General features: G+C 60.6%; 19 protein-coding genes and 1 tRNA gene. 15 read left to right on the plus strand and 5 right to left on the minus strand.

What is annotated here, in order from left to right; genetic code table 11:
• Window positions 1-368 precede the first annotated feature (368 nt).
• From BFQ03_RS16650 to BFQ03_RS16660, 3 genes are all read left to right on the plus strand, one after another.
• The gene (locus BFQ03_RS16650; RefSeq protein WP_065943587.1) at window positions 369-1574 is read left to right on the plus strand and encodes an acetyl-CoA C-acetyltransferase; all 1206 of its coding nucleotides are present in this window, start codon (window positions 369-371) and stop codon (window positions 1572-1574) included.
• A gap of 16 nt (window positions 1575-1590) precedes the next feature.
• Window positions 1591-3735: a 3-hydroxyacyl-CoA dehydrogenase NAD-binding domain-containing protein gene (locus BFQ03_RS16655; protein ID WP_065943588.1), complete on the plus strand. Its 2145-nt coding sequence runs from the start codon at window positions 1591-1593 to the stop codon at window positions 3733-3735.
• Between the two features lie 97 nt (window positions 3736-3832).
• Window positions 3833-4555, plus strand: a complete 723-nt coding sequence (locus BFQ03_RS16660) for an amidotransferase (RefSeq protein ID WP_032863618.1) — start codon at window positions 3833-3835, stop codon at window positions 4553-4555.
• A gap of 13 nt (window positions 4556-4568) precedes the next feature.
• Here BFQ03_RS16660 and BFQ03_RS16665 read toward each other — a convergent pair whose 3' ends face one another.
• The 3 genes from BFQ03_RS16665 to BFQ03_RS16675 all read right to left on the minus strand — a co-directional run bounded on the left by BFQ03_RS16665 (window position 4569) and on the right by BFQ03_RS16675 (window position 7284).
• Window positions 4569-5540 carry a magnesium and cobalt transport protein CorA gene (locus BFQ03_RS16665; RefSeq protein ID WP_032863620.1) on the minus strand — a complete coding sequence of 324 codons (972 nt, stop codon included), beginning with the start codon at window positions 5538-5540 and terminating at the stop codon, window positions 4569-4571.
• Between the two features lie 114 nt (window positions 5541-5654).
• Complete coding sequence (locus tag BFQ03_RS16670) at window positions 5655-6377, minus strand: lysophospholipid acyltransferase family protein (RefSeq protein WP_032863622.1); 723 nt, start codon at window positions 6375-6377, stop codon at window positions 5655-5657.
• A gap of 217 nt (window positions 6378-6594) precedes the next feature.
• Entirely contained in the window at window positions 6595-7284 is a 690-nt protein-coding gene (locus BFQ03_RS16675; protein WP_032863624.1) for a crotonase/enoyl-CoA hydratase family protein, read from the minus strand.
• Between the two features lie 333 nt (window positions 7285-7617).
• Here BFQ03_RS16675 and BFQ03_RS16680 point away from each other — a divergent pair.
• Window positions 7618-7707: transfer RNA gene (locus tag BFQ03_RS16680), tRNA-Ser, on the plus strand.
• Window positions 7708-7942: 235 nt separating this feature from the next.
• On the opposite strand, the gene BFQ03_RS29135 is transcribed toward BFQ03_RS16680, so the two are convergent.
• The gene (locus tag BFQ03_RS29135) at window positions 7943-8317 is read right to left on the minus strand and encodes a c-type cytochrome (protein WP_082445674.1); all 375 of its coding nucleotides are present in this window, start codon (window positions 8315-8317) and stop codon (window positions 7943-7945) included.
• A gap of 192 nt (window positions 8318-8509) precedes the next feature.
• On the opposite strand from BFQ03_RS29135, the gene BFQ03_RS16685 reads away from it, so the two are divergent.
• Window positions 8510-9589, plus strand: coding sequence for an alpha/beta hydrolase family protein (locus BFQ03_RS16685; RefSeq protein WP_065943589.1), 1080 nt, complete (start codon window positions 8510-8512; stop codon window positions 9587-9589).
• On the opposite strand, the gene BFQ03_RS16690 is transcribed toward BFQ03_RS16685, so the two are convergent.
• Window positions 9537-10496, minus strand: coding sequence for a LysR family transcriptional regulator (locus BFQ03_RS16690; RefSeq protein WP_032863425.1), 960 nt, complete (start codon window positions 10494-10496; stop codon window positions 9537-9539). The two genes, BFQ03_RS16685 and BFQ03_RS16690, sit on opposite strands and share 53 nt — an antisense overlap.
• A 234-nt stretch (window positions 10497-10730) precedes the next feature.
• On the opposite strand from BFQ03_RS16690, the gene BFQ03_RS16695 reads away from it, so the two are divergent.
• The 10 genes from BFQ03_RS16695 to BFQ03_RS16740 all read left to right on the plus strand — a co-directional run bounded on the left by BFQ03_RS16695 (window position 10731) and on the right by BFQ03_RS16740 (window position 22047).
• Window positions 10731-11735, plus strand: a complete 1005-nt coding sequence (locus BFQ03_RS16695; protein ID WP_065943590.1) for a 4-hydroxythreonine-4-phosphate dehydrogenase PdxA — start codon at window positions 10731-10733, stop codon at window positions 11733-11735.
• A 54-nt stretch (window positions 11736-11789) separates the two neighbouring features.
• Complete coding sequence (locus tag BFQ03_RS16700; RefSeq protein ID WP_032863423.1) at window positions 11790-13073, plus strand: MFS transporter; 1284 nt, start codon at window positions 11790-11792, stop codon at window positions 13071-13073.
• Window positions 13074-13099: 26 nt separating this feature from the next.
• Complete coding sequence (locus tag BFQ03_RS16705; RefSeq protein ID WP_032863422.1) at window positions 13100-14026, plus strand: YncE family protein; 927 nt, start codon at window positions 13100-13102, stop codon at window positions 14024-14026.
• Complete coding sequence (locus tag BFQ03_RS16710; RefSeq protein ID WP_239695252.1) at window positions 14023-14982, plus strand: amidohydrolase family protein; 960 nt, start codon at window positions 14023-14025, stop codon at window positions 14980-14982. The genes BFQ03_RS16705 and BFQ03_RS16710 overlap by 4 nt, the downstream gene beginning before the upstream one ends.
• 30 nt (window positions 14983-15012) lie before the next feature.
• Complete coding sequence (locus BFQ03_RS16715; protein WP_065943591.1) at window positions 15013-16524, plus strand: sugar ABC transporter ATP-binding protein; 1512 nt, start codon at window positions 15013-15015, stop codon at window positions 16522-16524.
• A gap of 45 nt (window positions 16525-16569) precedes the next feature.
• Window positions 16570-17589: an ABC transporter permease gene (locus tag BFQ03_RS16720; protein ID WP_032863421.1), complete on the plus strand. Its 1020-nt coding sequence runs from the start codon at window positions 16570-16572 to the stop codon at window positions 17587-17589.
• 25 nt (window positions 17590-17614) lie between these two features.
• A complete protein-coding gene (locus BFQ03_RS16725; protein ID WP_032863420.1) occupies window positions 17615-18730 on the plus strand; it encodes an ABC transporter substrate-binding protein in 1116 nt (371 codons plus the stop codon).
• Window positions 18731-18741: 11 nt separating this feature from the next.
• Entirely contained in the window at window positions 18742-19653 is a 912-nt protein-coding gene (locus BFQ03_RS16730) for an SMP-30/gluconolactonase/LRE family protein (RefSeq protein WP_065943592.1), read from the plus strand.
• Window positions 19654-19693: 40 nt separating this feature from the next.
• Window positions 19694-20710, plus strand: coding sequence for a c-type cytochrome (locus tag BFQ03_RS16735; protein ID WP_065943593.1), 1017 nt, complete (start codon window positions 19694-19696; stop codon window positions 20708-20710).
• An 89-nt stretch (window positions 20711-20799) separates the two neighbouring features.
• Entirely contained in the window at window positions 20800-22047 is a 1248-nt protein-coding gene (locus tag BFQ03_RS16740) for an OprD family porin (protein ID WP_032863417.1), read from the plus strand.
• Window positions 22048-22124: the final 77 nt, after the last annotated feature.

The following is a 22124-nucleotide window of genomic DNA, read 5'->3' on the forward strand; positions in this document are numbered from 1 at the left end:
ACGTTAAGCCGGCTAGATGGCATTTTTCTTACAGCTGCTCCAGCAAGACCCGGCAGCAGCTTCATACACTTCTTACTGATTCAACCTTAGAGCCCCTGTCGGGCGCGGCTTAGATCGCTTTCATATCAAGTTAGATTGAAATCTGTTTAAAAAGGTATGAGGCATGTGGCCATCTTCGCGCCAGCCCCTTGGCTAGACAGCTAAAACGATTAATCAGGGGTTTCCGGTAGCCTCTTACCGTTCGTCTGAGCGTGGTCGTCAAGGTCAATGAGCGTATCGGTCATTGAATCTGCCCTCGTGGCGCTTAAGGTAAGGGCACGGTCGGCTCTCCCCTTGAGAGCTCCATTGCACAGTGGTTCGAGGACGTCATGACCCAAGCTTTGATCTTTGATGCGATACGTACGCCCCGGGGCAAAGGCAAGGCTGATGGCGCGTTGCACAGCGTCAAGCCGGTGAACCTGTTGGCCGGCTTGCTCACCGCCCTGCAGCAGCGCAGCGACCTGGATACGCGCCTGGTCGATGACATCGTGCTCGGCTGCGTCACCCCGGTCGGGGACCAGGGCGCGGATATCGCCAAGACCGCCGCGCTGGTGGCCGACTGGGACGTCAGCGTCGCCGGCGTGCAGGTCAATCGCTTCTGTGCGTCGGGCCTGGAAGCGGTCAATCTCGGTGCGATGAAAGTGCGCTCCGGCTTCGAGGATCTGGTGGTGGTCGGCGGTGTCGAGTCCATGTCCCGCGTGCCCATGGGCAGCGACGGCGGGGCCTGGGTGCTGGACCCGCAAACCAATATGCATAGCCACTTCACGCCCCAGGGGATTGGCGCCGACCTGATCGCCACCCTGGAAGGTTTCAGTCGCGACGATGTCGATGCTTTTGCCTTGCACTCCCAGCAGAAAGCGGCACGGGCCAGATCAGATGGTTCCTTCAAGAAATCGCTGATCCCGGTGCAGGACCAGAACGGTATCGTGCTGCTCGATCACGACGAATTCATCCGTGGCGACTCGACGCTTGAAGGCCTGGGCAAACTCAAACCCAGCTTCGAAATGATGGGCCAGATGGGCTTCGATGCCACGGCCTTGCGGGTCTATAGCCATGTCGAGCGCATTCACCATGTCCATACACCGGGTAACAGCTCCGGGATCGTCGATGGCGCGGCCTTGATGTTGATCGGCTCCGAAGCTCGGGGCCGTGAACTGGGCCTGCAGCCGCGCGCGCGCATTGTCGCCACGGCTGTGACTAGCACCGACCCGACGATCATGCTCACCGGCCCCGCGCCTGCCACCCGCAAGGCCTTGGCCAAGGCCGGCCTGCGGGTCGAGGACATCGACCTGTTCGAGGTCAACGAAGCCTTTGCCTCGGTGGTACTCAAGTTCATCAAGGACATGGGCATCGATGCCGCCCGGGTCAACGTCAATGGGGGTTCGATTGCCATGGGCCACCCGCTGGGGGCCACGGGGTGCGCGATCCTCGGCACCTTGCTCGACGAACTGGAAGTGCGCCAGCAGCGCTACGGCCTGGCCACGCTCTGTGTGGGCGGCGGCATGGGTATCGCCACCATTATCGAACGCCTCTGAGCCTAAGGAATTTGTCATGACCGACGCCATTCGTTACGAAAAAGGCCAGGACCAGATCGTGGTGCTGACCCTCGACATGCCCGGCCAGAGTGCCAACACCATGAACGCGGCCTACCGCGAGGCCATGGCCACCACTGTCGCGCGCCTGGACGCGGAAAAGGATGAGATTGCCGGGGTCATTATCACTTCGGCGAAAAAAACCTTCTTTGCCGGCGGCGACCTCAATGAACTGATCAAAGTCGACAAGCCCCACGCCAAGGCGTTCTACGACATGGTCCTGGGCCTGAAGGCGCAACTGCGCAGCCTGGAAACCCTCGGCAAGCCGGTGGTGGCGGCGATCAACGGCGCGGCGCTCGGCGGTGGCTGGGAGCTGTGCCTGGCGTGCCAGCACCGTGTGGCGCTGGATCATCCCTCGGTGCAGATCGGCTTGCCGGAAGTCACCCTCGGCCTCTTGCCGGGCGGCGGCGGGGTGGTGCGGATGGTGCGCATGCTGGGCCTGGAGAAGGCCTTGCCGTACCTGCTGGAAGGCAAGAAGGTCAGCGCGCAAAAGGCCTTGCAGGCCGGTTTGATCGACGAATTGGCGGCGGATCGCGATGAGCTGCTGGCCAAGTCCCGGGCCTGGATCCTGGCCAATCCTGCGGCTAAACAGCCTTGGGATATCAAGGGTCACCAGATTCCTGGCGGCACACCGTCCAACCCGAAAGTCGCGCAAATGCTCGCCATTGCGCCATCGATCCTGCGCAGCAAAACCAATGGTTGCTTCCCCGCGCCGGAGAAAATTCTCTGTGCTGCCGTGGAAGGCGCCCAGGTGGACTTCGACACCGCACACCTGATCGAGACTCGCTACTTCACCGAGCTCACCACCGGCCAGGTGGCGAAGAACATGATCGGCACCTTCTGGTTCCAGCTCAACGAAATCAACGCCGGTGGCTCACGTCCTACAGGGTTTGCGCCGTATGTCACGCGCAAGGTCGGCATCCTTGGGGCTGGCATGATGGGGGCGGGGATTGCCTACGCCAGCGCATCGGCGGGAGTGGACGTGGTGCTCAAGGACGTCACGCTGGCGGCGGCAGAGAAGGGCAAGGCCCACTCGGCAGCGCTGCTGGACAAGAAGGTCAGCCGTGGGCAACTGACGGTCGAGCAGCGCGACAGTACCCTGGCGCGGATCCGTCCTACAGACAGCGACGCCGACCTGGCCGGTTGCGACCTGATCATCGAAGCCGTCTTCGAAGACCGCGACCTCAAGGCCAAGGTCTCGGCTGCGGCCCAGCGTGTAGTAGGGGCTGAGGCGGTGATTGCTTCCAATACGTCCACCTTGCCTATCAGCGGCCTGGCGAGCGCGGTGCCCGATCAAGGTAAATTCATCGGCTTGCACTTCTTTAGCCCGGTGGAAAAAATGCCCCTGGTGGAAATCATCAAGGGCGCCAACACCAGCGACGAAACCCTGGCTCGCGGTTTTGATTTCGTACTGCAAATCAAGAAAACCCCGATTGTGGTGAATGACAGTCGCGGCTTCTTTACCTCGCGGGTGTTCGGCACCTTCACCAACGAAGGCATCACCCTGCTCGGCGAAGGCGTGGCCGCGCCGATGATCGAGACCGAGGCGCGCAAGGCCGGGATGCCGATTGGCCCGCTGGCGATCTCTGACGAAGTTTCCCTCAGCCTGATGAGCCATATCCGTCAGCAGACCGCCAAGGACCTACAAGCCGAAGGTAAAACACTGCCGGAACACCCGGCGTTTGCGGTGATCGACCTGCTGCTCAATGAATACAAGCGTCCCGGCAAGGCGGCGGGCGGTGGTTTCTACGAGTACCCCAGCGGTGGGCAGAAGCATTTGTGGCCTGAGCTCAAGGCGCGCTTTGAAAGGCCCGGGCAGCGGATCTCGGCGCAGGATGTGCGCGACCGCCTGCTGTTTATCCAGGCCATCGAGACTGTGCGCTGTGTGGAGGAGGGCGTATTGATGTCCACCGCCGATGCCAACGTGGGTTCGATCTTCGGTATCGGTTTTGCGGCCTGGACCGGCGGGGCGCTGCAATTTATCAACCAGTACGGGCTCAACGACTTCGTGGCGCGGGCGCGTTACCTGGCCGAGCAGTACGGCGAGCGGTTCAACCCGCCAGCCTTGCTGCTGGAAAAGGCCGCCCAGGGTGCTACGTTCTAGCCACCCGACCGGACACGGCTGGGGCTTGCCTTGAAAGGGTATTTCAGGGCAGGCTGGCGGGTGTGCGTTATTCCCATCACCGTGTCAGGTATTTTTTATGTCGCTACGCGTCTGCATTCTGGAAACCGATATCCTGCGTCCGGAACTGGTCGATCAATATCAAGGTTACGGGCAGATGTTCCAGCGCCTGTTTTCACAGCAGCCGATTGCCGCCGAGTTCATCGTCTACAACGTGATGCAAGGTGACTACCCGGCTGACAGCGAAGTCTTCGATGCCTACCTGGTAACGGGCAGCAAAGCGGACTCCTTTGCCACCGACCCGTGGATCGAAACCCTCAGGGCCTACCTGCTGAACCGCTACGAGCGGGGAGACAAGTTGCTCGGTATCTGTTTCGGCCATCAACTGCTGGCGCTGCTGCTGGGCGGCAAGAGCGAGCGGGCGAGCCAGGGCTGGGGCGTGGGCATCCACAACTACCAACTGGCCGCCAAGGCGCCGTGGATGAGCCCGGTGGTGGAAGAACTGACCCTGTTGATCAGCCATCAGGATCAGGTCACGGCCTTGCCGCAAAACGCCACGGTGATTGCCTCCAGCGACTTCTGCCCGTTTGCCGCTTATCACATCAATGACCAGGTGCTGTGCTTCCAGGGGCATCCCGAGTTTATCCACGATTACTCGCGGGCACTGTTGGACATTCGCCAGCAGAACCTGGGCGAGCAGATCTACCAAAGTGGCGTCGCCAGCCTGGCGCACGACCACCACGGCGTGACTGTGGCGGAATGGATGATGCGGTTCGTGGCGCACAAGCCGCAGGTGGCCTGATCAGTTGGGCCGGCTATAGCCACCCCGAGCGCTTGAAGCTGGCCCACAACCCCGTGCACCCCACCGCGATAAACCCCAACACCGCAAAATAGCCGTAGTGCCATTGCAGCTCCGGCATGTTCTGGAAGTTCATCCCGTAGATCCCGGCCACCGCCGTGGGGAACGCGAGGATCGCCGCCCAGGCGGCAAACTTGCGTTGCACCACGCTCTGGCGCGAGGCCTCCAGCAGCACACCGATCTCGATGGTCTGGCTGGCGATGTCGCGCAGGGTGGAAAGGTCTTCCATCTGCCGCGTGACATGGATCTGCACATCGCGAAAATACGGGCGCATGTTCTTGTCGATGAACGGGAAGCTCAGCTTCTGCAATTCCTCGCTGATCTCCACCATCGGCGCCACATGCCGGCGCAGCCTCAGCACATCGCGGCGCAGGCCATGCAGGTTCTGGATATCCCGCTCATTGAGGGCGTCGCACAGCACGCTGCGCTCCAGCGCATCGATCTCGGCATGAATCGCCTCGCTCACCGGCTGGTAGTTTTCGGTGACAAAATCCAGCAGCGCATAGAGTACGAAATCTTCCCCGTGTTCCAGCAGCAGTGGCCGCGCCTCACAACGTTGGCGCACATACCCGTAGGACGCCGAGTGGCCATTGCGGGCGGTGATGATATAGCCGTTACCGGCGAAGATATGGGTCTCGATAAACTCCAGCTTGCCCTCATGGCGCACCGGCGAATAGGTCACGATAAACAGCGCGTCGCCAAAGGTTTCCAGCTTGGGCCGGCTGTGTTTTTCCAGGGCGTCTTCGATGGCCAGTTCATGCAGGTTGAACTGGCGTTGCAGGTTGGCCAACTCCTGGGCGTCGGGCTCTTCCAGGCCGATCCACACAAAGTGACCGGGCTTGGCCGCCCAGGCGGCGCCTTCATCGAGGGTGATATCCCTGACTTTTTTCCCGGCGCTGTAGACGGCTGCTGCAACAACTCTACCCATAATGCTGATCGCTTCTTCACAAGTGGCAGTAACCGGCCAGCTTAGCCTGAAACGCTACATTGTAGGAGCTGGCTTGCCGGCGATGGCGTCCTCAAGATCGCCATCGCCTGTCATTCAGGTTTTTTGCAGTTCTTGATCCATCGCTTCAATACATTCGATCATCTGCCCGCGGCATTTCTCGATCAGCCCGGGCATGTCATCCATCGTCAAACCAGCCGTCGGAATCGGCGCCAAGGATCGGATCAAAATATCACCACTGTCCCAGCGATTGAGCTTCATCTGCTTCACATAAGTACTGACGCACACCGGCACAATCGGCACCCCGGCGGCAATCGCCATCTGGAACGCGCCCTTCTTGAACGGCAGCAAGGCTTCACCCAGGTTGCGGGTGCCTTCCACAAACACCCAGATCGAGGTGTCTTCGTGTTGCAGGGTATGGGTGGTGGTCAGCATCGACCGCCGTGCCTTCTGTGCATTGCCCCGATCAATCAGCACATTGCCCGCCAGCCAGAACAGTTGCCCGAACAGCGGCACCCACTTCAGGCTCTTCTTGCCGATACATACGGTGCGATAGGGCACCACGTTGCCGAACACGAACAAATCATAGTTGGACTGGTGGTTGGCAATGATCACGCAACTGCTCGACTTGTTGCGCAGCGAGTCCACTTGCGCCTTGACCCGCAGCCGTAGGATCCACATGGCCGGCAGTGCATACAGGCGTGCGCACAGGCGGCTGTTGTCCGGGTTGAAGGGCCGGCACACGCCCAGTAACACCCCGAGCACACCGGCGATCAGAAAATGCAGGCCCATCAATAACATGCGTAATAAATAAAGCATCGACACGGACCATCGGGACAAAAGGTGGCGCAGTGTACGGACGTGCACTGTATTCGGCAATTACCCCAGTAGAGGTAGGAGATGGCCGATGTTTAAGTGCATGTTTCAACAGATGGCGACAGATGCTATCTAGAGCGGCTGCAAGGCCATTCAAAATGCCGTGTAAGAAAAAGCCCGACGCGAGGTCGGGCTTTTTTATTGAGCGGGGCGTGGGTGGTTAACCCAAGTGCTCCTGATCCTGGATGATCGCGTTATCCAGCAGCTCCAGCAGTGCTTTGCGCACCTTCAGCTTGGTGTGCTTATGGGCGTTCATATTGATCTTCTTCAACTGCCGCGCCGCTTCCAGGGCCGCCGCCTGCAACGCTTCAGGTGCCACCACCTTGTCGAGGAAACCGGCACTCAAGGCATCTTGTGGGGTGAACATCTCGGCGTTGATCACCGAACGATGAAACGCCGACTTGCGCAGGCGATCACGCGCCAACTCGATCCCGGCATGGTGCATGGTCATGCCGATCATCACTTCATTCAGGCCAATACTGAACGGCCCCTCGACACCAATCCGGTAATCGGCCGACAACAGCAGGAACGCCCCCTTGGCCACCGCATGCCCAGGGCACGCCACAATCACCGGGAACGGGTGCGACAACAGACGGCGCGCCAGGGTCGAGCCCGACGTCACCAGGCTGACTGCCTCTTTAGGGCCGGCCGTCATCACTTTCAAATCATAACCACCGGACAGAATTCCCGGCGTACCGGTGATAATCACCACCGCCCGATCCTTCTCGGCCTGGTCCAGCGCTTCATTAAACGCACTGACCACGGCAGGGGAAATGGCATTGACCTTACCGTTGCTCAAGGTCAGGGTCGCGATACCGTCTTCGAGGTGGTAGGCAATCAACTCACTCATGACGCGATTCCTTGTAATACGTTTAATAGAAGGGCAGGCCGCAGACGTTACCCAGCATGGCCGCCCCGGTAAAGCGCCGTGACTGACTGGGCGGTCAGACTTTTCCCCTACACCCGGCCTGAAGCAGGCTACAGCAGGGCATGGCGGCTGCCATCGACCCGTGCCATCGCGCCTTGAGAATGGCAGAATCGCCGCCCTCCACGCCGTGCCAGAGCGACGCACGTCGAGATAATTGGCTAAGCGCATGAAAATTCTGAAAAAAACCTTTGCCATCAGAAAAGCTTTCGACTACATTAGCGCGCCTCGACAGACTGAATCAGTTTGACGAGATACGGTGAAGTGTCCGAGTGGCTTAAGGAGCACGCCTGGAAAGTGTGTATACAGGAAACTGTATCGAGAGTTCGAATCTCTCCTTCACCGCCACATTCTACAAACACAAACCCCCGGTTTTCCTAGAGAAATCCGGGGGTTTGTGGTTTTTGGTGTCTGCGAAAATACCTCCGCCGCGCCAGCCGGTGTGTCTACGCTCGATCAATGGCGGGCGTTTAGAGTACAGAACATAAATCTGCCCTCTTTTCAGAGCAATGTTGATCGCCGCTTATATAAACCTTGAATCCCGGTACGCAGCCTTTTAGAGGCTGCTCTTTTCTAAACCTCATCAGCTTTTTGAAATCACACGACTCATGTATTGATTCAAGTCGCGTAGATCCTGAATGCTCCAAGAATGTGGCGACAACTTCACACCATTCTCTCGTAGGGTTCTTGGAATCAAGTCTCCATTTGGACGAAGTATTATCGATGAGACAATAACGCCCGGATAATCACCCAGCCGTTTCTTGAAGGCGGTTGTTGTAAGGTTTGGCGTAGGGGGATTGCTTTTATTCGCCAATGGCCCGGTTCCTTTGATATCTGTTCCGTGGCACATGGCGCATCTTTGCAAATAGAGGTTTTTTCCATTGGCATTATCCGCAACGGACAGTGAAGGTTGAATGAGCGATAGCAATCCCAGCGAAGCGATGAACAGTATTTTCATTTTTATAGGGTCTTGTTGTTTGAATCGGGTCTGAGTCGAGGATTTTTTACAACACAACCCCATGATTCGGCTAGATAAAATCGGTGGTTTTTGATTTTTCGGCGCCTGCAAGCACGTGATATGGGAATACGCAGTGAATCTGTTCCGTTATATTCCAACGCTCACTCAGTTGGTCCAATCAAGGAAGATCCATTGAAAGCATCCCTCGGCGCTCTGCTTCTGATCTGTGTAACCACCCCCGCACTTGCCAGTAATAACGCCATTGGCTTCCAGACTTCCACCCTGGCAGACCCAAGCAACGAGCGCCCATTGGAGATGGTCGTCTGGTACCCCAGCGCCACCACCGCCACGCCCGAATTGATCGCCGATAACGCCGTATTCATCGGCGCCCCAGCCGTGCGCAATGCGCCGCCGTCTATCGGCAAGCATCCATTGGTGGTGCTTTCCCATGGCTTCGGCGGTAATTGGGGCAACCAGGTGTGGCTGGCCAGTGCCCTGGCGCATCAGGGTTTTATCGTGGCGGCGGTCAATCATCCTGGTACGACCAGCAAGGACCGTCGGCCGGAGGCGGCCGCGCAGTTGTGGCAGCGGCCGGTCGATATCCGTCGGGCGATTGATGGGGTGATCGCGCAGCCCAAACAGTTTGGGGCAGTCGCTGATCATCGAATTGCGGTGGTAGGTCATTCACTCGGCGGTTGGGCGGCGCTGGAAGTCGCCGGCGCACGTTTCGACCCAGAGCGTTACGCCCAGGACTGCAAGGTTCACTCGCAGTTGGCCCCTTGCGCGGTCTACCAGCAGATGAACCCCGCCAGTACTGCGGCTGCGCAGGCGCAGTTGGCGGCAGACTTGAGTGATCAGCGCGTCAGCGCCATTGTGTCACTGGACCTGGGCCTGTCCCGTGGGTTTACCGCTGCCAGCCTCGCGGCGTTGCCGGTGCCGACGCTGGTGATTGCTGCGGGCGTGCCTTCAACGGAGCTTCCCGCCGAGTTGGAGTCGGCTGACTTGGCCAAGCGCCTGCCCCCGGCATCGACGCGTTATGTCGAGATCAGCGACGCGACTCACTTCAGCTTCATGGCGATCTGCAAGTCAGGCGGCGAGGCGCTGATCGAAGAGAGCTCGCCAGGCGACGGCATGATCTGCCGGGATGGCGACGGCGCGCGACCGCGTGAGGTGATCCAGCAGCAGACGGCCTCCCTGATCGTCGAGTTTCTGGGGCAAGTCAATCCGTCTCCTGAACCTGTTGCTCATACACAGTCCTCACCGACCCCATAAATGCCTGCATGGCTGACGACTTGATCCGATGCCGCCGGGTAATCAAGCCATACGGCGGCAGGCGCGGTTCAAACTCGATCGGCAGTACGGCCAGCAGGTGTTTGCCGGGGTATTCATTGACCACCGACAACGGTGTGACGCCCAACATGTCGGTCTGCTGGATCAGTGACAGCAGGGTCATGATCGAGGTGGTTTCGACGATGCTGCTCGGGATGTCGAGTTGAGCGTTGTAGAACGCCTGGTTGATGATCGAGCGCATCGGGCTGGGGTGTTGCTGCAAGACCCAGGTCATGCCTTGCAGTTGGCCCCAGCTCAGGTCCTGGGCCGTGGCGCTGGCCAACGGGTGTTGGGCGCCGACGATCACGCACAGGGCTTCCTCGCCGAGGCTGTCGAAGAGCAGTTCATCGGCGCGGGCGCCAGGCGGGATACGCCCCAAAACCACGTCCAACTGGTCCTGCAACAGGGCCTGGACCAGCACGTCGCTGGTGTCTACCTGGATGCTCATCGAGAGGCGAGGATGACTCTGTTTGAGGGTGGCAATAGTGCGGGTCAGCAACCCGGACGCCAGTGCCGGAATCGCGCCGATGGTCACCCGGCCCAGGTTGCCGGACTCCAGCGCGGCCAGTTCTTCACGCATGCCTGACAGCTCGGCGAACACCATCCTGGCGTAGTAAATCACCGTTTCGCCAAACGGCGTGGCCCGCATCCCACGGGACATGCGCTCGAACAACTCGACCCCCAGCAGGTTTTCGGCCTCGTGCAGCATCTTGGTGGCGGCGGGTTGGGTCATGCCGATTTCATCGGCGGCCCTGCGCAATGAGCCCAATTCATCCAGAGCCAGCATCAAGCGCAATTGCCTCAGGCGCAGGCGGCTGTGGATCAGGTGCGCTTCGGGAATTCGGCTCATGGACAAGACTCGGGTCAGGAGGAGAGCACCCAGAGTTACAAGAATTGTGCAGGCTTGCCAAGGGGGAAGTGGGGGCGTCTGGCGATAACCTCAGTGTATCGCCCTATCATCACCTTTGATTGGACGGTTATCACTCGTAGCGTTGATAGTTCATGCCATCCAACGGGCGATATCTTTTGTAACTGCGCCCCTATACAAGAACAACAATGCACGCCGTTTTAAGAGGAATCCCGCATGACCGCACCCCGCATTGCCATGGTCCTGGGCGACCCCGCCGGTATCGGCCCCGAGCTGGTGGCCCGGTTGCTGGCTGACCCTGTTGTCCGCGCCCAGGCCAATGTGCTGTTGATTGCCGATGAAGCGCAAATGCTGCGTGGCATGGCGATCGCCGGCCTGTCGTTTCCCTACCGCACCATCGACTCTCTGGATGACCTGGTGTTCAGCGACGATACGCCGCTGTTCTACCCCTTCCGAGGCGATGCCAGTCGTGACTTTGTCTATGCCCAGGCCAGCGCCAACGGTGGCCGCTACAGCCTCGACACCCTGCAAACAGGCCTGCGCCTGACCCAGCAAGGCACCACCGATGCCCTGCTGTTTGGTCCGCTGAACAAAACCTCCCTGCACATGGCCGGGATGGAGCATAGCGACGAGTTGCACTGGTTTGCCGAGCTGTTGGATTTTGACGGGCCGTTCTGCGAATTCAACGTACTCGACAACCTCTGGACTTCCCGGGTGACATCTCACGTGGCGCTGGCCCAGGTGCCAGGCTTGCTGAGCCAGGAACGGGTGGTGCAGGCCATCCAGTTGATCGACACGGCACTCAAGCGCAGCGGTTTGCCGCAGCCGCGCATCGGCGTCTGCGGGCTCAACCCGCACAACGGTGACAACGGCAGTTTTGGTCGTGAGGAGTTGGACATCATCGGCCCGGCAGTCAAGTCCGCCCAGGTCCTGGGGATCGATGCCGATGGCCCGTACCCGGCCGACACGATCTTCCTCAAGGTCCAGGGTGATGCCAATGCCTTCGATGCGGTGGTCACCATGTACCACGACCAGGGCCAGATCGCGATCAAGTTGATGGGCTTTTCCCGTGGCGTCACGGTGCAGGGCGGCCTGCCGATCCCGATCACCACGCCGGCCCACGGTACCGCGTTTGATATCGCTGGGCAGGGCAAGGCCAACGTCGGCGCGATGCGCCAGGCCTTCGAAATCGCTTGCCGCATGGGCCTCAACCGGCGCTAGCAACCCAAGTACTCAAGCGCTTCCACAAAAAAAATAATAAGTGGGAATCAAGATATGCAAACCAGCTCCCCGGCGACTACCCAGAGTCCGCCCGTTGTCGATCTTCGTTGGCTACGGGTGATTCCACCGATTGTCATCACCTGCATCATGTCTTACATGGACCGTATCAATATCGCCTTCGCCATGCCCGGTGGCATGGCTGACGAACTGGGTGTTTCTGCCAGTATGGTGGGCCTGGCGGGCGGTATCTTTTTTGTCGGCTACCTGTTCCTGCAAGTGCCCGGCGGCAAGTTGGCGGTACATGGCAGTGGCAAACGCTTCATCGGCTGGTCGCTGCTGGCCTGGGCGGTGATTTCGATCCTCACGGGCTTTGTCACCAACCACTATCAATTGCTGTTCCTGCGTTTTGCCCTGGGGGTGGCCGAGGGCGGTATGTTGCCGGTGGTGTTGACCATGATCAGCAACTGGTTCCCCGACAAGGAGCGCGGGCGGGCCAACGCGATTGTAATCATGTTCGTGCCATTGGCCGGCATCATCACCGCGCCGTTATCCGGCTGGATTATTGCGGCCCTGGACTGGCGGATGCTGTTCATCATCGAAGGCCTGTTGTCGGCGGTGGTGATGGTGTTGTGGATGCTGACCATCAGCGACCGACCGCAAGAGGCCAAGTGGATCAGTGAGCGTGAGCGCGATTACTTGATCACCACCCTGGCCGAAGAACAGAAAGCCATTGCCGCCAAGGCCGTGAAAAACGCCTCGTTGTCCGAGGTCATGGCTGACAAGACCCTATGGCATCTGATCGCCCTCAACTTCTTCTACCAGGCCGGTATCTATGGCTACACCCTGTGGCTGCCGAGCATCGTCAAGGAACTGACCCAGAGCGGCATGGGCAAGGTGGGCATGCTGGCGACCCTGCCTTATATCGCTGCGATGTTCGGCATGCTGATGTTCTCCAACCTGTCGGATCGCAGCGGCAAGCGCCGGGCATTTATTGCCGTGCCCCTGGCTGGCCTGGCGCTGTGCCTGACGTTGTCGGTGATCCTGCGTGAGCAGATCTGGCTGTCTTTTGCCGCGCTGGTGGGCTGCGGGTTCTTCCTGCAAGCGGCAGCGGGGATTTTCTGGACCATCCCGGCGAAAATTTTCAGCGCTGAAGCGGCTGGCGGTGCTCGTGGCCTGATCAATGCCCTGGGCAACCTCGGCGGGTTTTGCGGGCCGTACATCGTCGGCGTACTGATCAGCCAATACTCCCAAAGCATCGGCGTCTACAGCCTGGCCCTATCGGTGGCGCTGGCGGCGGTGCTCGCCATGACCTTGCCACGCAAGTGCGAACAGGCCTAAGACTTACCTTGAAGAGGAATCGAACCATGAATCAGGAAGTGCTCTTGCTGGTGCAAAAATGCGCCCACACCTTCAGTTTCTATGACGTGCAGACGGGGGCGGTGCTCAAGCACATCCGGTTGCCGGAGTTCCCGCACGAGTTTGTGGTGGACTCGAAAAACCGCTTTGCCTACGTCGGCCATTACGGCATCGAAACTTCCAGCCACGAAGGCGAGGGCGGTTGCTCGGTGTTCGTCATCGACCTTGAGCGCGCCGAGCATGTACGCACTCTGAGCATCTGGCCGTTCCGCCGCCCCCATGGCCTGGCGATGGATGATCAGGACCGCCTCTACGTGCTCAGCGAAGGCAACTCGACCTTGCTGATCTTCGATCAGCCCCACTTGCGTGATGTACCGGACCGGGCGATTCCTTCCGGCGGCTACAAGAGCCACCTGGTGGCTATGACTCGCAATGGCGAGACCGCGTTTGCCCTCAACCTGTTGAGCAACACCATCACCCGGCTCAAGCCCCAGGATCCGACGATTGCGCCGCTGCCCATGCAGCCGGGCAGCCAGCCGGAAGGCAATTGCTTCAGCCGTGACGAGCGCACGTTGTACGTGACCACGCGTGGCGATAACAGCATCGTCGCGGTCGACGTCGAGACCCTGAAAGTGACCCATCGTGGGCGTACCGGTGCGGACCCGACTCGGATCTACCGCGACCGCCAGGACCGGCTTTATGTGACCAATTACGGCGAACAATCGCTCTCGGTATTCAGCCCGCAGTTGGAGCAAATCCGCCGTGTCGAGTTGGACAGCACTGCCATTGCCATGAGCCTGCACCCCACGCGAGACCTGGCGTTTGTCACCCTCAAGGACCAGCGCGTGGGCATGCTCGACCTTAATACCTGGACCTTCGAGCGTTACTTCGAAACCCTACTGGAGCCGGATGTCTCCCAGGTCATCGTGCGGTGAGCAGCCTCTGCCTGCACGAACGCCTGGGCCTTGAGATGAACGGGGCTGCACCGATCACCCTGATCGACGCACACCATCACCTCTGGGACCTGGATTGCGGTCGTTACCCGTGGCTGCAAGGGGCGCCGGACCCGGGGTTTTTCCTTGGTGACTATCAGCCTTTGCGCCGGCATTACCGGGCGCCGGATTACCTGGCCGACAGCGCTGCGCACCGGGTGTTGGCCACTGTGCATTGCGAGGCCGAGCACGAGCGCAGCGATCAAGTGGGGGAGACCCGTTGGGTGCATGAGCAATATGCCCGCTACGGGTTCCCGAATGCGGTGGTGGCCCATGCCTGGCTGCATGCTGATAACTGCGCCGACATTCTGGGACAGCACCTGGAGTTTCCACTGGTGCGAGGTATCCGCAGCAAGCCGCTCACCGCTGCCACGCTACACCAGGCGGACACTGTGCGCGGCTTGTCGGGCAGCCTGCAGGACGAGCAGTGGCTCAGAGGCCTGGCGCTGCTGGAGCGGCATGGGCTGTCCTGGGATTTACGTGTGCCTTACTGGCATTTGGAAGAGGCGGCACAGGTGGCCGCGATGTTTCCGGGATTGACCATCGTGCTCAACCACATGGGCTTCCCGTGGGACCGCAGTGAGAGCGGCCTGGCCGGTTGGCGGCGAGGGATGCAGGCATTGGCGGCCCAACCCAACGTCTGGGTAAAGGTTTCCGAACTGGGGTTGCGCGACCAACCCTGGACGATGGAAGGCAACCGCGCAGTGGTTCGCGAAACCCTGGCCCTGTTTGGTATTGAGCGCTGCCTGTTCGCCAGTAATTTCCCGGTGGCTGGTTTGCGCATTGGTTATGACGCTTTGGTGCAGGCCATGGATGCCCTGTTGGATGGCTACGACGCAGTGCAGCGCGAAGGGTTTTTCTGGCGCAACGCGCAGCAGGTCTACCGCATCACGCTGTAGTCCCGAATAACAATAATGACGGTGCAATCCATGAATACTCTCGAACCTGGCCAGCGCGGCGCAGTGCCGTTGCTGCACTTTGAAAATGTCTGCAAAAGCTTTGGCGGTACCTTGGCCGTCAATCACGTAAGCCTTGAAGTCGAGGCCGGCAGCGTGCTGGCGCTGCTGGGGGAAAACGGCGCGGGCAAGTCGACATTGATCAAGCTCCTGGCCGGTGTGCATCGTCTCGACAGCGGGCGGATTCTATTTGACGGCCACCCCATCGAAACCGAGGCCGACCGCAAGGGCATCGCCTTTATCCATCAGGATTTGGGGTTGATCGACTCTCTGAGTGCTGCCGAAAACATTGCCTTTACCTGTGGTTTTGCCCGTCGCGGCGGCCTGATCGACTGGCGGCAAGTACGGCGCAAGGCCCGTGAAGCCCTGGCCCTGGTTGACGACAGCATTGACCCGGATACCCCGGTGGGTGAGCTGGAGCGCACCCAGAAATCCCTGGTCGCCATTGCCCGTGCGCTGGCGGTGGACGCGCGCCTGCTGGTGCTGGATGAGCCCACCGCGAGCCTGCCCGCCGACGACGCCGAGCGGCTGTTTGTGGTGCTCAAGCGCTTGCAGGCGCAAGGCGTGGGCATGATCTATGTGTCCCATCGCCTGGATGAGATTTTCCGGGTGGCCGATCAGGTGGCGGTGATGCGCGATGGTCGGCTGGTGTGCCGCAAGGCCATCGCCCAAACCGACCCCCAGGATCTGGTGCGCCAGATTGTCGGGCGTGAACCCGAACAACTCTACCAGGCGGCACCCTGCAGTCACGGCCCGTTGCTGTTGCAGGTGCGTGATATGGCGTGCGGCGGGGTCAGCGGTCTGTCCTTTGACCTGCACGCCGGGGAAATCCTGGCCCTGGCCGGGCTGCGTGGCGCTGGGCAGGAGCGCGTCGGCCGGGCCTTGTTCGGTTTGCTGGCGATAGACGCTGGCGAGGTGCTGCTCGACGGTGCGCGGTTGCGCACGCATTCGGCGGCCCAGGCCATGCGCCAAGGCTTGGGGTTGGTGGCGGGGGACCGTTGTGGTGAGTCGCTGCCAATGCCGTTGTCGGTGCGCGAGAACCTGTTTCTCAACCCATTGGCCAGCGGCAAAGGGCTGCTGGGCTGGATCTCGCCGCAGGCTGAGCGGCGCCAGGCCGAGGCGTTGGTCCGGCAATTCGATGTACGGCCCAATGCCACTGAATGTGCGGTGGAAACCCTGAGCGGTGGCAATCAGCAAAAAGTGGTGATGGCCCGTTGGTTGGAGATCACCGGGCGCCTGCTGATCCTCGAAGAGCCCACCGCCGGTGTCGACGTGGGAGCCAAGGCCGATATCTACCGGCTGGTGCAACGCGCCTTGGAGCGCGGCCTGGCGGTGTTGTTGATCTCCACCGATTTCGAGGAGGTGGCCAACATCGCCCACCGTGCCCTGGTGTTCAGCCGCTCGACTGTGGTGGCGACCCTGGGCAAGGAGGACCTGTCGCTCAGCAGCCTGTTACACCGCGCTTCGGCCAGCGATGCTGCCTGAACCCCTCTATTCCATTGAACTTTATCGATAACAAGAAGGCCTGCCATGAACGCTGATAATCCTGCCTCGGCGGTTAGCCCGAGGATCCTGACCCGCGACTTTTCGCGCCTGCTGCCGGTGTACGGCATGCCGGTCTTGTTGCTGGGGCTGATCGTGTTTTTCTCGGTGCTGCTGCCGGACTCGTTCCCTACGCTGCTCAACCTCAACTCGATCCTGGGCGACAAGGTGATCATCGCGATCCTGGCCCTGGCGGCGATGGTGCCGATGCTCACCAACAAGATCGACCTGACCGTGGGCTACGGCATTGTGCTGTGGCACATCCTGGCGATCAGCCTGCAGACCCGTTATGGCTTTTCCTGGCAAGCCTCGGTGCTGATCGTGCTGGCGGCCGGGTTGTTGTTCGGCCTGATCAACGGCTTGCTGGTGGAAATGGCCAGGATCGACTCGTTTATCGCCACCCTCGGCACCGGCACCGTGGTCTACGCCCTGGCGTTGTGGCACAGCGGTGGCCGCCAGGTGTTTGGGGATTTGCCAGAAGGCTTTCTGTTGCTTAACGGTGCCAGCCTGTTCGGTTTGCCGATCGCCGCGTTCTACGTGCTGGGCCTGGCGCTGTTGCTGTGGGTGGTGACCGAGTATCTGCCGATCGGGCGTTTTCTCTATGCGATTGGTGCCAACCCGAAAGCGGCCGAGTTGAATGGTATTCCCTGCCGGCGTTATGTGGTCGGGGCCTTTATGGGCTCGGGCGTGTTGACGGCGTTTGCCGGGGTGTTATTGGCCTCGCGTTTGCAGATCGGCCAGGCCAGCGTGGGCCTTGAGTTCCTGTTGCCGGCCCTGGTCGGGGCGTTTCTCGGTTCGACCACGATCAAGCCGGGCCGAGTCAATGTGTGGGGCACGCTGATTGGCGTGGCGGTATTGGCGGTGGGCATCGCCGGTATCCAGCAACTGGGCGGGGCGTTTTTTGTCGAGCCACTGTTCAACGGTGTGACCTTGCTGCTGGCCATCGGCATTGCCGGTTATGCGGGCCGGCGCCGGGTGCGGGTGCGCAATACACCGGCCAAACCCTGAACCATCATTTTTTTGGGAGAACCTTATGAGCCTTGAAGTGTTTCGTCGTACCCGCTTGCTCGTGTGTGTTGCCTTGATCTCGCTCGCCAGTATTGCCCAGGCTGCGGCAGACGAGTTTGTCGAACAGGCCCGGCAACGGGTGGAGGCGGCCACCCAGCCCTGGACCACTTGGCAAGGCCCGGACAGCGGGCCCGTGGCGCAAGCGGGCAAACAGGTGCTGTTTATCGCCTCGGACCTGCGCAACAGCGGTGTGCTAGGGGTCAGTGAAGGGGTCAAGGCCGCAGCGCAAGTCATGGGCTGGAAGCTGCGTATCCTTGATGGCCAGGGCAGTGTGTCCGGGCGCACGGCGGCGTTGAACCAAGGCATCGTGCTCAAGCCGGACGGGATCATTCTGGGTGGCTTCGACGCCCGGGAACAGCTCAGCACCCTGAAGAAAGTCCAGGCGGCCAAGATCCCCGTGGTGGGCTGGCACGCCGGACCAAGCGCCGGGCCGATGGCCGAGGAAGGCTTGTTCGTCAATGTCACCACCGACCCCGGTGATGTGGCGAAAATCGCCGCCTACTACGCTGTGGCGCAATCGGACGGCAAGGCCGGCGTGGTGATCCTCACCGATTCGCTGTACGCGGTGGCCACCGCCAAATCCGACGCTATGGCCGAGGTCATCAAGCAATGCAGCGGGTGCAGCCTGTTGGCGCTGGAAGATTCGCCGCTGGCTGAAACCTCGTCGCGCATGCCGCAGTTGACCACATCGTTGTTGCAGCGGTTTGGCGACAAGTGGAACTACACCCTGGGCATCAATGACCTGTATTTCGACTTTATCGGTTCGTCCCTCAGTCGCCTGGGGCGCAAGCCCGACCAGCCACCGCTGAGCCTGTCGGCGGGTGACGGCAGCGAATCGGCGTACCAGCGCATCCGCAAATCCAGCTACCAGGCCGCCACCGTACCGGAGCCGGTGACCTTGCACGGCTGGCAGTTGATCGACGAACTGAACCGCGCCTTTGCCGGGGTTGGGCCAAGCAACTATGTGACGGCGGTGCACTTGATCACGGCCAACAATATCCAGGTGGACGGCGGCCCGCGTAATACCTTCGATCCGGACAACGGTTATGCCGCGGCCTATCGCAAAATCTGGCAACGCTGAGGGCGAGGCTCATGACCGGTATCGAGATTTTTGACCCGCGGCTGCACAACATTCTCAAGCCTGGCAGCGTGTTGCAGCGCCTTGGCGGCGGCGCCATCTGGGGAGAAGGCCCGGTATGGCTACCCGCCGAACAGGCCCTGGTGTGGAGTGATATTCCCAACAACCGCATGCTGCGTTGGCATGAAGGGCAGGGCGTGAGTGTGTTCCGCCAGCCGTCGCATTTCAGCAACGGTAACAGCCTGGATCGCGAGGGCCGGCTGGTCAGTTGCGAGCACGGTCGCCGGGGCATTTCCCGTACTGAGTCGGACGGTGAGGTGCGGCTGCTGGTGGACCGTTATCAAGGACGACGGCTCAACTCGCCCAACGACCTGGTGGTCAAGTCCGATGGCAGCCTCTGGTTCAGCGATCCGGCCTACGGAATCATGAGTGACGTCGAAGGCTACAAGGCCGACAGCGAACAGGATGGCTGCCATGTGTACCGTTTCGACCCGCTCGCCAACGTCCTGGAACGGGTCGCCGATGATTTCCAGAAGCCTAATGGCCTGGCGTTTTCGCCGGACGAATCCTTGCTGTACATCTCCGATACCTCGGCCTCCCATGATCCAGCAGGCTGCCATCACGTGCGCGTGTTTGATGTCGAGGCGGGCCGCAGGCTGGTCAATGGCCGGGTGTTTGCGGTGATCGAACCGGGGCTGCCGGATGGCTTTCGGGTCGATCATCAGGGTTGGTTGTACATCAGCTCCCTGGACAGCATTCAGGTATATGCGCCCGACGGCACCTGCCTGGGCAAGATCCATGTACCGGAGAAAATTTCCAATTGCACCTTTGGCGGGCTGCGTGGCGAGCGCTTGTTTATCAGCGCCTCGACATCGCTGTATGCCATCGACTTGAACACCCGGGGCTGTCAATTCGCAGCCGCTTGAACATCAACGCCGCGCCATAACAACAATAAGCGAGCCAGACATGTTTATGACCCTACCTTCGTGGTTGATCCACGGAGCGCTCCTGTGTGGGGTGCTCACCACCACCGCGGTTCTTGCTGAGCCGGAGCTTGACCGCCAGCAGGCCGCACAGTTGCTGCAGGCGCAGCAGGCCCGTGCGGTGCAGCCGTGGCGTGTGCCAAACGCAGTTGATATCGAACGTCAGCCCAACGCCGTGCTGATCCGCCAGGGCATGGCCTTGCTGCAGAACACCACGCGCCTGGCCGGCCCCTTGGTGGCGGATCCCGGCAAGCGTTTTTCGCGCAACAACCTCAACTGCATCAATTGCCACGAAGCCGGCCCGTCGGGGCTGCCGGGCAGCAAACCGTATGGGTTGGCACTGGTCAATGCGATCCACGACTACCCCAGGCTCGATATCAAGAGCATGCGCGTGATCACCCTGGAACAGCGGGTCGCCGGTATGTTCGGCAAGGGCGAGGCGAGCATGGGCGCGGACACGCCCGAGATGAAGGCGATCCTGGCCTACTTGAGCTGGCTGGGCAGTGAGGCGCAGCCGGGGATGAGCATGCAAGGCACGGGGCTGGCGCGTATTACCTTGCCTGAGCGAGCCGCCGACCCTGGTCGGGGCCAGGCCTTGTTCGGTCAATACTGTGTGCAATGCCATGGCGCCCAGGGCCTGGGGCTGAAGGCGCCGGACTTTGCCACTGGCGGCGGTTATGTGTTCCCGCCGATTGCGGGCGACGATACCTACGACGACGGTGGGCATATGTACATGGTGCCGCTGCTGACTCAATTCATTCACGCCAACATGCCGTTGGGCAGCACCGCCGACACACCATTGTTGAGTGTCGAACAGGCCTATGACATCGCCGCCTACGTCAACAGCGAATTACCTCGCCGGCATGCGCCGCAACGGGGCGATGCCTACCCGGACCCCGCGTGGCGCCCGGCGGGTTTTGCCGTTCCTGAACACTTTCCCGATGACCCGACAGGTTATCAGCGTGCGCGTTTCGGCCCGTTCCCGACGCCTTCCGAATAGCCCTTTAACCCAACACTGACGGTTCCCCCCGCCTCTGGGTCTTGTCGGCCTGGAAGGCTTCCTTGTGCCTATAAGAAAAGAGAGCAGCCATGAAACTTGCAGTAATCACACCCACGGCAATAGGGCTGGCACTGGTCACACCGATCAGTCCGTTGATGGCCCAGGAACACGGCTTTATTGAGGATTCGAGCGCCAACCTGCTGATGCGCAATTACTACTTCAACCGCGATTTCCAGGGGGCGAGCGCAACCCGCAACAAGGCCGAAGAATGGGCCCAGGGTTTTATCCTCGACTTCCGTTCCGGCTACACCCAGGGGCTGGTGGGATTTGGCCTGGATGTCAGCGCCATGAGCGGTTTCAAGCTCGACAGCAGCCCGGATCGCACGGGCACCGAGTTGCTGCCACGTCACGATGATGGTCGCGCGCCGGACAGCTATGGACGGGCGGGGGTGACGTTCAAGGCCAAGCTGTCGGCCACCGAGTTGAAGGTCGGTGAGTTGCGCCCGGATATCCCGGTGCTGCGCGCCGATGACGGACGCCTGTTGCCGCAGACCTTTGAGGGGCTGGCACTGACCTCCCGCGAATTTGAAGGCCTGACCCTGAGCGGCGGGCAGATCCGCAAGGTGGCGCAACGCAACTCCACCGATGACCAGGACATGTGGGCCAACCGTTTTCCGGGGGTTACCTCGGATCGTTTCAACTATGTCGGGGCCGAGTATCGCTTCAACCAGGAGCGCACCCAGGTGGGTGTATGGCAGGCGCAGCTCAAAGACATCTACCAGCAGCGCTATTACAACCTGACCCATCGCCAGCCTGTTGGCGACTGGACCCTGGCGGCCAAGCTTGGCTACTTCGTCGATCAGGAGCAGGGCAGTGCCAAGGCGGGCAACCTCGACAGCAAGGCCTGGGGCGGGTTGTTCTCCGCCAGCACCGGGCCGCACACGATGTTTGTCGGGTTGCAACGGGTCAGCGAGGGCACCGGCTGGCTGGCCCTGGCCGGCACCAGCGGCAAGACCATGGCCAACGATTCCTACAACAACAACTTCTCCAATTCCGATGAGCGCTCCTGGCAACTGCGTTACGACTTCAACTTCGTCGCCCTGGGCCTGCCCGGCTTGACCAGCCTGGTGCGCTACATCCACGGCTCTGATGCGAATGTCGGCCTGGTGCGTGATGGCACGTCATGGGAGCGCGATTTCGAATTGGCCTACACGGTGCAAAGCGGCCCGTTCAAAGACGTCAACCTGAGTTGGCGCAACTCCAGCGTGCGCAAAAGCTATGGCGAGGATTACGACGAGAACCGGTTGGTGGTGGCCTACAACCTGAATCTGTTTTAACGCTTCTGGTGGCCAGATAGCCGGTCTGTTTTTTTCAAGCCGGCTCTCCCACTAGAGATAACTCAAGCCTGATTTTT

It is taken from the genome of Pseudomonas sp. 25 R 14 (assembly GCF_900004755.1).
Classification (GTDB): Bacteria; Pseudomonadota; Gammaproteobacteria; order Pseudomonadales; family Pseudomonadaceae; genus Aquipseudomonas; species Aquipseudomonas brenneri.

What these genes read in the sequence shown, in the direction of transcription:
- BFQ03_RS16650 (WP_065943587.1), top strand. Translation starts at nt 369, where the DNA reads ATGACCCAAGCTTTGATCTTTGATGCGATACGTACGCCCCGGGGCAAA.
- BFQ03_RS16655 (WP_065943588.1), top strand. Translation starts at nt 1,591, where the DNA reads ATGACCGACGCCATTCGTTACGAAAAAGGCCAGGACCAGATCGTGGTG.
- BFQ03_RS16660 (WP_032863618.1), top strand. Translation starts at nt 3,833, where the DNA reads ATGTCGCTACGCGTCTGCATTCTGGAAACCGATATCCTGCGTCCGGAA.
- BFQ03_RS16665 (WP_032863620.1), bottom strand. Translation starts at nt 5,540, where the DNA reads ATGGGTAGAGTTGTTGCAGCAGCCGTCTACAGCGCCGGGAAAAAAGTC.
- BFQ03_RS16670 (WP_032863622.1), bottom strand. Translation starts at nt 6,377, where the DNA reads ATGCTTTATTTATTACGCATGTTATTGATGGGCCTGCATTTTCTGATC.
- BFQ03_RS16675 (WP_032863624.1), bottom strand. Translation starts at nt 7,284, where the DNA reads ATGAGTGAGTTGATTGCCTACCACCTCGAAGACGGTATCGCGACCCTG.
- BFQ03_RS29135 (WP_082445674.1), bottom strand. Translation starts at nt 8,317, where the DNA reads ATGAAAATACTGTTCATCGCTTCGCTGGGATTGCTATCGCTCATTCAA.
- BFQ03_RS16690 (WP_032863425.1), bottom strand. Translation starts at nt 10,496, where the DNA reads ATGAGCCGAATTCCCGAAGCGCACCTGATCCACAGCCGCCTGCGCCTG.
- BFQ03_RS16695 (WP_065943590.1), top strand. Translation starts at nt 10,731, where the DNA reads ATGACCGCACCCCGCATTGCCATGGTCCTGGGCGACCCCGCCGGTATC.
- BFQ03_RS16700 (WP_032863423.1), top strand. Translation starts at nt 11,790, where the DNA reads ATGCAAACCAGCTCCCCGGCGACTACCCAGAGTCCGCCCGTTGTCGAT.
- BFQ03_RS16705 (WP_032863422.1), top strand. Translation starts at nt 13,100, where the DNA reads ATGAATCAGGAAGTGCTCTTGCTGGTGCAAAAATGCGCCCACACCTTC.
- BFQ03_RS16715 (WP_065943591.1), top strand. Translation starts at nt 15,013, where the DNA reads ATGAATACTCTCGAACCTGGCCAGCGCGGCGCAGTGCCGTTGCTGCAC.
- BFQ03_RS16720 (WP_032863421.1), top strand. Translation starts at nt 16,570, where the DNA reads ATGAACGCTGATAATCCTGCCTCGGCGGTTAGCCCGAGGATCCTGACC.
- BFQ03_RS16725 (WP_032863420.1), top strand. Translation starts at nt 17,615, where the DNA reads ATGAGCCTTGAAGTGTTTCGTCGTACCCGCTTGCTCGTGTGTGTTGCC.
- BFQ03_RS16730 (WP_065943592.1), top strand. Translation starts at nt 18,742, where the DNA reads ATGACCGGTATCGAGATTTTTGACCCGCGGCTGCACAACATTCTCAAG.
- BFQ03_RS16735 (WP_065943593.1), top strand. Translation starts at nt 19,694, where the DNA reads ATGTTTATGACCCTACCTTCGTGGTTGATCCACGGAGCGCTCCTGTGT.
- BFQ03_RS16740 (WP_032863417.1), top strand. Translation starts at nt 20,800, where the DNA reads ATGAAACTTGCAGTAATCACACCCACGGCAATAGGGCTGGCACTGGTC.